This is a genomic window from Pseudoduganella sp. SL102 (genome assembly GCF_027856995.1).
Taxonomy (GTDB): domain Bacteria; phylum Pseudomonadota; class Gammaproteobacteria; order Burkholderiales; family Burkholderiaceae_D; genus Rugamonas; species Rugamonas albidiflava.
In genome coordinates this window covers 5,344,297-5,357,687 of record NZ_CP115554.1, presented here as the reverse complement: position 1 = coordinate 5,357,687, position 13,391 = coordinate 5,344,297, and the positions used below count along the sequence as shown (strand labels likewise).

General features: G+C 68.7%; 7 protein-coding genes. 4 read left to right on the top strand and 3 right to left on the bottom strand.

Features of this window, described 5'->3' with window-relative positions; genetic code table 11:
• Complete coding sequence (locus OU994_RS22490) at window positions 1-2,820, bottom strand: TonB-dependent receptor domain-containing protein (protein WP_281607755.1); 2,820 nt, start codon at window positions 2,818-2,820, stop codon at window positions 1-3.
• Window positions 2,821-3,128: 308 nt separating this feature from the next.
• Here OU994_RS22490 and OU994_RS22485 point away from each other — a divergent pair, with 308 nt between their 5' ends.
• A complete protein-coding gene (locus tag OU994_RS22485) occupies window positions 3,129-5,462 on the top strand; it encodes a pectinesterase family protein (RefSeq protein WP_281607754.1) in 2,334 nt (777 codons plus the stop codon).
• A 9-nt stretch (window positions 5,463-5,471) separates the two neighbouring features.
• Here the strand turns inward: OU994_RS22485 and OU994_RS22480 are convergent, their stop codons facing one another.
• Window positions 5,472-6,317 carry an MBL fold metallo-hydrolase gene (locus tag OU994_RS22480; protein ID WP_281607753.1) on the bottom strand — a complete coding sequence of 282 codons (846 nt, stop codon included), beginning with the start codon at window positions 6,315-6,317 and terminating at the stop codon, window positions 5,472-5,474.
• 117 nt (window positions 6,318-6,434) lie between these two features.
• Here OU994_RS22480 and OU994_RS22475 point away from each other — a divergent pair, with 117 nt between their 5' ends.
• The 3 genes from OU994_RS22475 (at window position 6,435) to OU994_RS22465 (ending at window position 11,850) form a co-directional block, all read left to right on the top strand.
• Window positions 6,435-7,433 (top strand): GlxA family transcriptional regulator, encoded by a 999-nt coding sequence (locus OU994_RS22475; protein WP_281607752.1) that lies wholly within the window; start codon window positions 6,435-6,437, stop codon window positions 7,431-7,433.
• Between the two features lie 120 nt (window positions 7,434-7,553).
• Entirely contained in the window at window positions 7,554-11,390 is a 3,837-nt protein-coding gene (locus OU994_RS22470; protein ID WP_281607751.1) for a beta-galactosidase, read from the top strand.
• A gap of 286 nt (window positions 11,391-11,676) precedes the next feature.
• Window positions 11,677-11,850: a hypothetical protein gene (locus OU994_RS22465; RefSeq protein ID WP_165497595.1), complete on the top strand. Its 174-nt coding sequence runs from the start codon at window positions 11,677-11,679 to the stop codon at window positions 11,848-11,850.
• A 68-nt stretch (window positions 11,851-11,918) separates the two neighbouring features.
• On the opposite strand, the gene OU994_RS22460 is transcribed toward OU994_RS22465, so the two are convergent.
• Window positions 11,919-13,211, bottom strand: a complete 1,293-nt coding sequence (locus OU994_RS22460) for an SGNH/GDSL hydrolase family protein (RefSeq protein WP_281607750.1) — start codon at window positions 13,209-13,211, stop codon at window positions 11,919-11,921.
• Window positions 13,212-13,391 lie beyond the last annotated feature (180 nt).

The window sequence follows — 13,391 nt, the reverse complement described above, 5'->3', positions numbered from 1 at the left end:
TCAGAAGGTGTAGTTGACGCGCACGTTCCAGGCGCGGCCGATCGGCTTGGAGACGTTCTGCGCGAACACCACGCGCGAACCGATGCGCTGGTTCGACAGCGGCGGACCTTCGTCGAGCAGGTTGTTGACGCCCAGCGTGAGCTTCAGCTTGTCCGACACATTCCAGTTCGTGGCCAGGTTGTACAGCGTGTAATGGTCGATCTGGTTGAAGAACGGCTGGCCGGGCTTCTGGTTCGGCTGCGCGTTGGTGTCGTCGTAGTGCGACGTGTAGGCCTGGGTCAGCTGCACGCCGAACTTCTGGTAGTTCCACGACAGGCGCAGGTTGTGCTTCCAGCGGTACACGTAGGTGTTGGCCGAGGTGGACCCGGTGGCCAGCGCGCCCGGCCTGCCGACGCTGTCTTCCCACGCGCCGCCCGGCTCGTTCTGGCCTTCGTAGCGGTCGACATAGGTGCCGTCCATGCCGATGCCGAACTTGCCCCATTGCGTGGTCGGCCAGGTGTAGCTGACGCTGGTGTCGATGCCGCGCGTGCGCAGCCCGCCCATGTTCATGCGCGTCTTGACGATGTAGTCCAGCGTGCCGTCGGCGTTGCGCACGAACAGGTCCTGGTAGCGTTCCAGGTTGTCGAAGATGGTTTCCTCGGTGATCTGCGCGATGGTGCCCTTCATCTTGATCGACCACCAGTCGAACGACACATTCAGGTTCTTCATCGGCGACAGCACGATGCCGGCGGTGACGGTGCGCGCCTTTTCCGGATCGAGGTCGGGATTGGCGCCCTGCAGCGTGGTGAGGTTGGTGTCGCACACCCGGGCCGGATCGAGATTCAGGCCGGCGTAGCGCGGGTCGGTCGTCACGCTGCCGGTGGCGCGCACGGATGGCGTGGCGCTCGGGCACAGCAGCGGATCGTCCCACTTGTTGGTCGATGGCATGCGCGTCAGCGGCGTGCCGTACAGCTCCGGCAGCGTGGGGGCGCGGAAGCCCGTGCTGGCGGTACCGCGCAGCAGCACGGTCTGCGTGGGCTGCCAGCGCACGCTCAGTTTCGGGTTGACCGTGTTGCCGAAGTCGCTGAAGTGGTCGGCGCGCACGGCACCGGTCAGCGTCAGTTCCTTCGTGATCGGCGCATCCGCTTCCAGGTACAGCGCGGTCACCTTGCGCTCGCCGCGCGGGTAGGTGTTCGGCGTGCCGGACACCTTGTACGTGACCTCGTTGGCCACCGGGTCCGTCGCGTCGCGGTAGGTTTCGCGATGCCAGTCCCCGCCGATCGCCAGCGTCAGCGGCCCGCCGGGCAGGTCGAGCAGCGGGCGGGCGATGTTGAAGTCGGTGCCCACGTAGCCCACCCGGGCGACGCGGTAGGTGAGGCCGTCGCGGCGGATGCTGTCCAGGTATTCCGCGCCCGCGGCATCCTGCGCACCGAACGGGTTCAGCGTGCCGTTCGCCACGCCCTGGTAGATGCCGTCGGTGGCGAAGAAGCCGCTGATCCAGCCGACCGCACGCTTGCTCTCGGCCGCGGTCACGCCCACGCGGTAGTCCCAGCCCATGAATTCGCCCTGGTCGGCGATGACCAGGCGGCGCGTGTTCTGGCGGTCATCCGTCCGCGCAGGTCCCGCTTCGTCCATGCTCCAGGTCAGTGCCAGGTCCTGGTTCGTGACGCCGGCAACGCCCGGCACGCCGCCGCTGCCGCCCGGGTACCACTTCGACGATGGCGTGATGAACAGCGGCTTGCGCACGCCCGGGTTGTATTTGTCGTAGTCGGTTTGCGCGCCGAACACCTGCGGCGGATTCTGCGCCTTGATGAACGATTCGGTGGCCAGCAGTTCCACCGTCAGCAGGCTGTCGCCATGGTGGCGCAGCGATGCCTTCGTGAACAGCGAAGCCTGCATGTTATCGGGCAGCAGCTGCGGGTACAGGTCGGGGTCCAGGATGCAGGTGCCGACCCCTGCGCCGCTGGCCTTGGTGGACGGGATCGTGTACTGCGCGCCGCCGTAGGGCGCGGCGCAGCCGCTGGCGAAATAGGGGTTGCCGGTGAGGGTGGTGGGCTTGCCGTTCTGGTAGACGGTGAAGTTGGCCGGCGCCGAGGAAGACCCCGCCACGGCCGAGGAGAACGGATTGCCGCCCAGTTGCGCGATCAGGTTCGGATCGCTGATGTTCGGGCGATCGCTTTGGGCCAGCCGCGCGCGCTGCTGGAAGTCCAGCGCCGCATAGACGTTCCAGCCTTGTTCAGCAAGGTCGCCCATGCCGCTGACGATGCTGACGCGCTGCTGGTCGCCACCGCCGTGGCGTTCCGGCTGCACCCAGCCGCCGGTGACGGTCGTGCCGGTGTGCGTGCGCTTGGTGATGAAGTTGACCACGCCGGCGATGGCATCGGTACCGTAGATCGACGAGGCGCCGTCGCGCAGCACCTCGACCCGCTCCACCGCGCTCATCGGTACCACGTCGACATTGACCGAACTGGCGCCGACCGCCTCGTTCGGCAGGCGCCGGCCGTTCAGCAGCACCAGCGTGCGGTTGGTGTTCAGGCCACGCATGTTGATCATCGTGCCGCCACCGCCGCCGCCGACCGGTTCGTTGGTGGAACCGACCGTCAGCGACGTGGCCACCTCCGACATCGTGGTCAATCCGCGCGCCACCAGCTCTTCGGATTTCAGCGTGGTGAGGGGCAGGGCGTTCTCGGTCGCCAGCTGGCGGATCGAGGAACCGGTGACTTCCACGCGCGCCATCGGCGCTTCGGATGGCGCGGCTTGCTGGGCGGATGCGGACTGGGCGAGCGTGAGGACGGCGAGGGCGATCGCGGACAACGCGATCCGCTGGGGAATACGGTGCATCTGGTCTCCTGGAGTCTTGTTCGGTGCTATCTTGCACATTGGTCAGGCCGCAGATCATGTGGCCTGACCAACCTTTTTTTAGGATGGCTTAAAAAGCATGATTACGCAAACAGTTTTCTGCTGACGTGCGTTAGGAAATTCAGTTTTCGCCTTCCCGTGCCCCGGTAGCGCAATCATCGACGTGCTGGCGCTCATGGCCTGACCTGTTGTAAAGTGGTCAGGCCAGAAGGAGCGGTGCCGGGCTGTTTCATGCGGAAATGGCGCTGGATACCGCTTGCTTCCAACGAAAACAGGGGGAGATACGGGTGATGGGTCCAAGGATTGCCGCATGCGCGGCCATGATGGCGGTATCGATATCGGCCGTGGCGGCCGGCCAGGTCGTACGGATCGACGCCGGCGCGCCGGTGCGCACCGCCGGGGCGACGGCGGCCGATGCCTGGGTCGAGGCGCGCTTCCGGCCCCTGGCCGCGCAGGGAGGCGACGGCAAGCTGTATGTCGTCGGCCGCTACCAGGACGAAGGCAACTGGTATGGCGCGGGACTGAGCTTCCAGTCCGCGGCGAAGCGCATGCAGGTGGAGATCGTGCGCATGCAGGGCGGGCAGCTGACGCGGCTGAAAGGTTTCGGGCGCGCCGCTGCAGCCGATGGCCGGTTCCATACCGTGCGGCTCGAGATGGCCGGCAGTACGCTGGTCGTCTACCTGGACGGCGAACGTGTCACCAACGTTACCGATACGGCGTTGCCGCGGGGCGGCCGCACCGGCGTGGTCGCGAGCGGCACCGCGTTCGAGGCGAGCATCCCGGTGACCGGCGACCCGGCGCAGAAGCCGGCGCGGCTGGCGCTGGCCCGCGCGCCGCAACTGGCGCAGCTGACGCTCGGCGACGGCACGGTGCGGCTCGATGTCAGTGCGCTGGGCACCTACCGGCAGGCTGGCGATCCGGCCGCCGCCATCCCCACCGGCAAGCCCGGCACGTTCCTCACCACGGCCAGCCCGCCGAACGCCACCGCGTATGGCGCCGTGCCATTCCGCTTCACGGCGACGGCCGCCGATCCGGCGCTGGTGCGCGCGGAAGCGGATGCCGGCTTCGTCACGTTGACACCGCTGGCGGCAGGCGCCACGACCGTGACGCTGGCCAGCGTGGACGATCCAAACGTGCTGTCGGTGTTCGATGTGCGGGTCGCCGAACGCAAGGAGGCTTCCGGCGGCGCTTACCGGCTCGGCGGCGCGGTCGCTCCGGCCGTCGGCGAGCGCAATGTGCCGTATGACACGCCGCTGCGCCTGCGCTTCGACGCCATGCCCACGCTGGGCGCTGCGGGTGCGGTCCGCGTCTACCGCAAGCGCGACGGCGCGCTGGTGGACACCGTCCACGCCGGCGGCGAATACGACCGGCTGGGCTACGAAGGCCAGCCCTACCGCCGCGCCGTGCGGCTGCAGCCGATCGCCATCGAGGGCCGCAACGCCATCGTCCACCTGCACAGTGCGAAGCTGGCGCCGGGCGAGGAATACCTGGTCACGGTGGACGACGGCGTCTTCGACGGCCGCTTCAATGGCCAGCCGTTCGCCGGCATCGGCAGGGAGCATGGCTGGACCTTCCGCACCCGCGCCGCCATCCCGCGCAGTGACAAGCTCGTGGTGGACGACGACGGCGCGGCCGACTTCCGCACGGTGCAGGGCGCGCTCAATCACGTGATGCGGCACGGCGCCCGCACCGCGCCCGCGACGGTGGACATCCGCAACGGCCGCTACCAGGAGCTGCTGTACTTGCGCGGCAAGGACAACGTGACCCTGCGCGGCCAGAGCCGCGACGGGGTCGTGATCGACGCGCTGAACGGCGACGGCCTCAATCCCGGTTCGGGCACCGCCCAGGATGCGCAATCGCCCGGCATCAACGGCGGCCGCGCCATCTTCCTCGTCGAGGATGCCGACCTGCTCACGCTCGACACGCTGACGATCCGCAACAGCACGCTGCGCGGCTCGCCCAACGGTGGCCAGGCCGAGGCACTGTTCTTCAACAGCGAAGGCCGGCTGGTCGCGAAGAACGCCAGCTTCTTCAGCGAGCAGGACACGATCCAGGTGCGCGGCTACGCGTGGTTCCATCGCACCCTGATCGCCGGGAACGTCGACTTCATCTGGGGGAACAACCGCGCCGCGCTGTTCGAGGACAGCGAGATCCGCACCGTGGGCGACAGCGCGAACTCGAACAACGGCGGCTATTTGCTGCAGGCACGGACCATGTCGGCCGGCGACAGGGGTTTCCTGTTCGTGAACAGCCGCCTCACGCATGGCCCCGGCCCGACCGGCAACCGCGTGCCGGCCGGCGCCACCTGGCTGGCCCGCAGCCCCGGCTATGCGACCGCCTGGGACCACATCGCCTTCATCGATTGCCGGATGGGACCGCACATCGCGCCGGCCGGCTGGGCCGGTCCAAATGCGAAACAGCCGGTGCCGAATCCGGCCAGCGCCACGGCTACCGGCGGGTGGCGCGAGTCCGGTTCGATGGACCTGGATGGCAAGCCGCTGGATGTGAGCCAGCGGGTGCATGGACGTATGCTCAGTGCGGATGAGGCGAAAGCGGCTTATGGGTCGCGGGCCGCATTCTTCTCGGGTTTCGGCGGTGGAAAGGGCTGGAACCCGGTGCCGTGACGGTTTCGCTCAGAACCTGAACGCCGCGCCATCCTCCGGCACCAGCACGCGGGCGGCGATGCCCTTGCTGGCAGCGTAGTCGCGCAATTCCCGGCGGGTCTGCGAGGCGTGGTTGACCGCTTCCATGTGAACGCCGACCACGTGCGCCTCTGGTGCCGCCTGCGCGGCGCGGACCAGGTCTTCCTTGCCCATGATGATGGAGCCGTCGAGGCCGGGGATGCGGGCGTAACCTGTGTTCAGGATGATGACGTCCGGCTTGTACGTGGCGATCGCGCGCTCCACGTCGGCGGTCCAGGTGGTGTCGCCGGCGATGTAGGTGGTCTGGAACCCGGCGCGCCGGAATACGACCCCGGAGACGGCGCCGAGGCGCTTGCCCAGGCCTGCCGCCATCATCGCGTCGGTGCCGTGCTGGCCGCCCGTCTTCGCCAGCCGCGTGCCCCGGAACTCCGTGTCGGCGCCCAGCACGCGCACGTCGGTGAAGCCATCCTTGCGGATGCTGGCGGCGTCGGCCTCGTCCTGCGCGAAGACCGGCATGGATTTCGGTATCGCCGCTTTCGCCGCATCGTCCCAGTGGTCCATGTGCGTGTGCGTGACGATGACGGCATCGGCCTTCAGCACGTCGGCGAGGGGGACCGGCAGCTCGACCAGCGGATTGCGCAGCTGGCTGTTGACGGTGCCCTCGAAGCCGGGCCAGGCGCCTTTCGGCGCCAGCATCGGGTCGACCAGGAACGTGGTGCCCGCATACTCGACCTTGATGGTGGCATTGCGGATCAGCTGGTAATTGACGGCCTGTGCGGCGGCGGTGCCGGCGCTGGCGGCCAGTATGGTGGCGATGGCGGCGTCGCGGATGTTCATTTTCTCTCCTGTTGGGTGAGGGCATGCGCCCGGTGAGAAGCATTGTCGGTTGCGGCGCGTGCGGCGAACAGTGGCCCGAAGGCACTCTTTCGATAGAAATGGGCCTACAATGCGGCCATGCCCGAATTTACCCATCCCCTGAAAGTGGCCGTCATCGCGTTCGACGGCATCACGCCCTTCCACCTGTCCGTGCCATGCCTGGTGTTTGGCACGATGTCCGGCAACATCGTGGGCGCAGGCACCGCACGGTTCGACGTCGAAGTCTGCTCGGCGGAAAAAGGCAAAGGCCCGCTGCAGACCTCCGCCGGCTTCGCCATCGCCACGCGCCGCGGCCTGGCCGCGCTCGACGATGCCGACATCGTCGTGATGCCGGCCTGGCATGACGACTGCCGCCCGGCGCCGCCGGCGCTGCTCGGCGCGCTGCGGCGTGCGCACGGCCGCGGCGCCCGAGTGGTGGGCCTGTGCCTGGGCGCCTTCCCGCTGGCCGAGGCGGGCCTGCTCGATGGCCGCACGGTCGCCACGCACTGGGCCGCGGCGGACGAGCTGGCGCGGCGCCACCCGCGCGTCCACGTCAACGAGGAAGTGCTGTATGTCGACGAGGGCGATGTGCTCACCTCCGCCGGCGTGGCCGCGGGGCTCGACTGCTGCCTGCACCTGCTGCGGCAGCTGTGCGGGGCGGATGCCGCCAACCGCGTGGCGCGCCGGCTGCTGGTGGCGCCGCACCGCGACGGCGGCCAGGCCCAGTTCATCGAGCGGCCCTTGCCGGTGTCCGGCAGCGATGGCCGCTTCGCCCAGGTGCTGGACTGGGTGGCCCGGCACCCGCAGCACCAGCACAGCATCGACACGCTGGCCGCGCGCGCCGCGATGAGCCGCCGCACGTTTACACGCCACTTCCGGCAGGCCACCGGCACCTCCTTCAAGCAGTGGCTGCTGAACCAGCGCATGGCGCATGCCCAGCGGCTGCTGGAAACCACCAGCGCATCGATCGAGGTGGTCGCGCAGGAAGCGGGATTCGGCGCGGCGCTGTCGCTGCGCCAGCATTTCAGGGCGGCGCTGCAAACCTCGCCGTCGGCCTACCGGAAGCGTTTCCAGCCCGGCGCGGGCGCCATCGCGTAGCTGGCTAAACGCTCGGCATTCCAGCGAAACGCTCAATGGATTGACCAGTGAGGGGGCATGTTGCACAGGCAAAAGGCTTTATGATCTGCCACTGTCCGAACCCTTAGCCAACCTGTCCCGATGCCCAAGATTCCCGCCTCGTTCCGTCGCCGCAGCCTGCCCCGCCTTGTCCAATTGAGCCTCGCCGTGCTGGCATTGCACGCGGGCGCCCAGGAACTGGGCATTCCGCAGGCGTCCGACATGCAGCAGCGCCAGGCGCAGGCCAATGCCGGCGCCAACGCGCCGGTGTTCCTGATGACGGCGGTGCCGCTGTCGGCGGATGGGAAATTCAGCGTGTACTCGTCCAGCGATGGCGTGACGTTCACCACGCTCGCTTCGGAGGCGCATGCGCCGGGCGGCGCGGCGCTGGCCGATCCATCGATCGTGCGGCACGAAGGCCAGTACTATGCCGTCTACGCGCACGGCGGCAGCCTGGGCATCGCCCGTTCGCTCGACCTGAAGAAGTGGGAAACCGTGCGCACGGCCCCGCTGGCACTGGCCGGCGGAGCGAAGCCGTCGGCGCCACGCTGGGTGCGCGATGCGGACGGCGCGCTCAAAGTGGTGGTGGCGGCCGGCACGGCAACCTACATCGTCGCGCCGGATGCCGGCTTTACCACCTGGTCGGCGCCACAGGCCGTGCAAGGCCCCGCGGGCGGCGCGTCGATCGTCGCCACCGAAGGCGGCTACACGGCGCTGGTGCGCAATGCTTCGAGCGGCGCGCTGGAAGTGGCCACCGCGAAGACGCTGGCGGGGCCGTGGGCCGTGCAGCAGGGTGGCGGCCCGGGCGCATCGTCCGGCGGGCAGTCATTGGTGAAACTGGCCGACGGCACCTGGCGCGCCTATTTCGCCGATGCCGGCGGCCTGCAGTACTGGTATGCGGACAGCCGCGACCTGCGCACCTGGTCGCCGAAGGCGCAGGTGGGCGGCGTGTCCGGCATGGTCGGCAACGCATCGGTGATCCCGGAAGAACGCAAGGCGTTCGCGGCGGCCACGAAGCCGAAAGGCCAGCCGAAAAAAGTGTCGTGGGACGAGCATTCGCTGATGGTCGACGGCAAGCGCATCGTCGTCTGGTCCGGCGAAGTGCACCCGTTCCGGCTGCCCAGCCCCTCGCTGTGGCGCGACGTGATCCAGAAGATGAAGGCGGTCGGCTTCAACGGCATCGCCTTCTACTTCGACTGGGGCTACCACTCGCCGGCGCCGGGCGTGTACGACTTCAACGGCATCCGCAACGTGGAGCGGGCGATCGAGATCGCCGAGGAAGAGGGCATGTACATCATCGCCCGCACCGGCCCGTACGTGAACGCGGAGCTGACCGGCGGAGGCTATCCGGGCTGGATGTTCCGCAACCGCGGCGAGGCGCGCACCGACGATCCCGCCTACCTGGCCGCGGCCGACGAATGGATGACGCAGATTAACGCGATCATCGCGCGCCACCAGATCACCACCGGCGGCGGCAACATCATCGCCTACCAGCTGGAAAACGAACTGGGCAAGGTGGAACCGAAGCACGTGCGGCAGATGGAGCACCTGGCGAAGAAGGCCCGCGCCGACGGCATCACGGTGCCGTTCTTCCACAACGCGGCCGGCCGCCTGCCCGACTGGGCGCCGAAGGATTCCGCGGCGCCGTGGGCCAACAAGGGCCCGACCGACATCTACGCGTTCGACGGCTACCCGGGCGGCAGCTGCAACGTGTTTGCCGATCCGTCCGGTCCGAACAAGGCGCCGGACTGGGGCATCTATGCGCAGCCGGGGCCGAAGGCCGGCGCACTCACTTCGCCGAAGACGCCGGGGTTCGCGGCCGAATTGGGCGCCGGCTGGTTCGACTACTGGGGCTCGAACGGCACCTACGAGTGCACCGCCGAGCGCCAGGGCAAGGGCTTCCAGCGGGTGTTCTACGGCACCAACCTGATCAACCGGATCACCATCCACAACGTCTACATGACGTTCGGCGGCACCTCGTGGGGCTGGCTGGCGGGGCCGGTGGTGTACACCTCCTACGACTACGGCGCGCCGATCTCGGAAGACCGCGGCCTGCGGCCGAAGGCGCTGGCGCTGAAGCAGCAGGGCATGATGGTGCAGGCGGCGGAACAGGCCCTGGCGCAGATGGACAAGGGCCCGGCCATCGCCACGTCGTCGGACCGGGTCAAGGTCTACCACAACGTCAATCCGAAGCTGGGCGCGCACGTGCTGCTGGCGGTGCACAGCCCGTCCGACCTGCTGACCGACGACAGCTTCACCTTCGACCTGGCTACGCGGGATGGCAGCTACCGCGTGCCGCTGCGCCTGAACGGCCAGGATGCCAAGATGCTGCTGGCCGCCTATCCGCTGGAGCGGCAGCACCTGGTGTATTCGAGCTCCGAACTGCAGACGCACTTCAACAACGGAGAACGCGATATCGCGCTGCTGCACGGCCGTGGCGGCGAAGCCGGCGAAACGGTGCTGCGCTTCACCAGCGCGCCGAAGGTGGAAGTCCTGGTCGGCAAGGTGGCGTCGAGCTTCGATGCGGCAAAGGGCGACCTGAAGCTGAGCTACACGCACGACGGCCTGGCGCGCGTGCGCATCAGCGGTGGCGGCCGCACCCCGCTGCTGCTGCTGCTGGCCGATGAAAAGACCAGCCAGCAGTTCTGGACGCAGAAGACCCCGGCCGGCCAGGTGCTGCAACTGACGCCGGCGATGGTGCGGAGCGCCACGCTGGCCGGCGGCAAGCTGGCACTGACGGGCGACACCACCGCCGCCAGCGCGATCGAGATCTGGGGGCCGAAGTTCGATGCCGCGTCGTTCAACGGCGAGGCCTTGTCGCTGAGCGCGCAGCCGGATGGCAGCTTCAAGTCGCATCCCGTGGCCGGCCCGGCCGCCGTCAGGCTGCCCGACCTGGCGGCGCTGCCGTGGATGCGCCGCGCCGGCAGCCCCGAAGCGCAGCCGGGCTTCGACGACTCGGCGTGGGTCAAGGCGGACAGCCGCGCCTCGGCGGCGCAGACGTGGACCATGCCCGAGCGCGGCCAGCCCACGCTGGCGATGAGCGACTACGGCTTCCATCATGGCGACGTGTGGTACCCCGGCCATGTGGACGTTACCGATCCACGGACAAATCAGCTGGAACTGTTCTACGGTGCCGGCGGCGCGGGCATGGTGCAGGTATGGATCGACGGCCGCTTCGTCGGCCAGCACGAGATGGATACGGGCCGCTCGTTCCCGGAAACCACCGACAGCGTGAAACTGGCCCTGGAGGGGGCAAATGCGCTGAAGCCGGGCAAGCACGTGATCGCCGTCATGGTGCGCAACAATTCGCACAACTGGAACCTGATGGCCGACGATTACCACCGCGAGGCACGCGGCCTGATTTCGGCATCGCTGACCGCGAAGGGCGGCAAGCGCTTCGCCGTGCCGATCGCGTGGCGCATCCAGGGCCGCCGCGGCGGCGAAACGCTGGCCGACGTGGCGCGCGGCCCGCTGAACAATGGCGGCCTGCATGGCGAGCGCGAGGGCTGGCATCTGCCCTCGGCCGGAAGCACCGCCGCCGGCTGGACGGCCGCGAAACCGACCGATGCGCCGCCTGCGGCCGGTACGTACTGGCTGAAGACCAGCTTCGACCTCGATTTGCCGAAGGCGCACGACGTGCAGCTGGGCCTGGCGTTCGGCGATACGTCGACACCCCGTTCGGAGCGCGAGAACCGCGCGCTGATCTTCGTGAACGGCTGGAACATGGGCCAGTTCATCGCCCACATCGGCCCGCAGCGCACCTTCGTCATCCCGCCAGGCATCCTGAATCCGAACGGGCGCAACACGATCGCGCTGGCGGTCACCACCGACGGCAAGAAGGGGAACGCACTGGAACCCGTGCGCCTGGTCAACCTGCGCACCGCGCGGGGCGGCGTACCGCTGGAATTAGTGGCCACGCCGCAGGACGCGCGCCGCTAAGCCCATCCGTCGCCGGAACCGGGCCTGGTCCTCATGCCGCTTGAATAAGCCCACCCCAGGTGCAAATTCCGGGGTCAGACCCGCCGGGTCTGACCCCAGCCCTTCGCTGTTGGGGTGAATGCATGCGCTTTCAATGTCTTGGCGAATACTTCACTAAGCGGCATCGAGGCCTGGTCCGGTTCCGTTGAATCCCGTCACCGTGTGCGCCAGCTAACGGACGGCAAGCCGCGAACGGTCCACCCTGTGCCTGAACACGGGAGGACGCATGGACGCAGGGTATGTAAAGTTGAGCAGCGATACCGCGGTAGCGCAACTGGTCACGCGCACGGACCCGGCGCTGGCCTGCTGGGCCGCGCTGGTGCAGGTCTGGGATGGCATCGAAGGCACCCTCGACGAAACCGATCCGCCCGGCAGCGCGGAAAACGCCACGCCGCTCACGGCCGTGCGGCCGTTTGCCTGAGCCCGGCCATGGGCAGTCCGGGCGGGGTTCCCCTGCGATCAGCGCGGCGGTAGCCGGTCCAGCGACTGTCAGCGCGGCGCGGCAGCAGCGCGGCTGAACAATTCCAGCGGCACCGCGGCGGCCATCGCGGCCATGCCGGCATCGTTCGGATGCAGGTGATCGCCGCTGTCGTACTTCGCCAGCAGCCGGGATGGCTGTGCAGGGTCGCGCAGGGCCCGGTCGAAATCGATCACGGAATCGAACTCGCCGCTTTCCCGGATCCACCGGTTGACGGCCTGGCGCACCGCGTCCTTCTGCGCGGTGTAATAGCCGGCGAAGGTCGTGCCTTCGAACGGCGTCAGCGTGGCGCCGTGGACGGCGATGCCGTGCGTGCGCGCCCGCGCGATCGCTTGCCGGTAGCCGGCGATCAGGTCGTCCGCCGTGGGGCCGTCGCTGGCCGGCATGCCACCGGTGCCGGGGTGGCCGATATCGTTGATGCCGACCAGGAGCACCACGTGGCGCACGCCCGCGGTGGCCAGCACGTCGCGGTCGAAGCGCGCCAGCACGGCACGGCCGAACGGCGGCCACTCGCCTGGATCGCGCAGCAGCCGGTTGCCGCCGATGCCACGGTTGACGATACCGAACCGCACATCGGGCCGTTCCGCCTGCAGCCGCCGCGCCAGCACGTCCGGCCAGCGGCGGTTGCTGTCCGCCGTGGTGTTGGAACCGTCGGTGATCGAATCGCCCAGCGCGACGATCGTCCCGGCCCCGGCCGCCGTCACGTCCACCGCCGTCAGGAAGGGCCACGAGGTGATCGTGCCGCGCGTCGGAAACGCCGCCGCGCCGGCGAAGTTGCCCGGCCCCGACACATAGCTGGTCTGGAACGCATTGCTGTGCACCGTCGTGGCCTGCGCCTGGTCCGGCAGGTGCAGGCTCACCGCCAGGTCGGCCTGGGCCGGCACCGCCAGGTCGACCGGATCGGACAGCACCGGCGCACCCGGTGGTATCACCACGGACGGGCGGCCGCCGAACGTCAGCGCGCGGTTCGACGTGGCGGCGATATCCGCGCCCTGTGCGCGCAAGGCCACATGGGCCGCGCCGATGCGCAGCGGCCCGGCACCCAGTTCGTTGGACAGGCGCACGCGCACCCGGCTGCCGCCGATACTGGTGTGCACGATCATCCTGACCGTCTGGTTCGTGAACGTCTGCGGCGTCTTCGGCGGCGCGTCGGCCGGCGCCGTGCCCCAGGTGGCGATCCAGTCCTGGCCCGCCGCGGGCGCGCCGTGCGCCAGCGGCATTCCGGCCAGCGCGGCCATGGCGACAGCGGCGGCCAGCGTCGCGGAAATGAGGCGGCGCCGGGCGGGCAGGTGCGGTGTCTTCAAAGTGCTCTCCTCGATTCATTGGTGTCCGGCGGTGCCGGCGGCAGGCGACACTGTAAGCAGCGATGCCGCGCTGCGCAAGAGGAAACCGGCGTTGTTCAAAGCACACAGCATCGTCAGCTTTTGCACCGAATCCCGCCATAACGGCTCAACTGTGTGAGTGATTGCTGCACGCATCCCCTC

Excerpts from the sequence above, each read along its gene's own strand:
- OU994_RS22490 (WP_281607755.1), bottom strand. The coding sequence starts at position 2,820 with ATGCACCGTATTCCCCAGCGGATCGCGTTGTCCGCGATCGCCCTCGCC.
- OU994_RS22485 (WP_281607754.1), top strand. The coding sequence starts at position 3,129 with ATGGGTCCAAGGATTGCCGCATGCGCGGCCATGATGGCGGTATCGATA.
- OU994_RS22480 (WP_281607753.1), bottom strand. The coding sequence starts at position 6,317 with ATGAACATCCGCGACGCCGCCATCGCCACCATACTGGCCGCCAGCGCC.
- OU994_RS22475 (WP_281607752.1), top strand. The coding sequence starts at position 6,435 with ATGCCCGAATTTACCCATCCCCTGAAAGTGGCCGTCATCGCGTTCGAC.
- OU994_RS22470 (WP_281607751.1), top strand. The coding sequence starts at position 7,554 with ATGCCCAAGATTCCCGCCTCGTTCCGTCGCCGCAGCCTGCCCCGCCTT.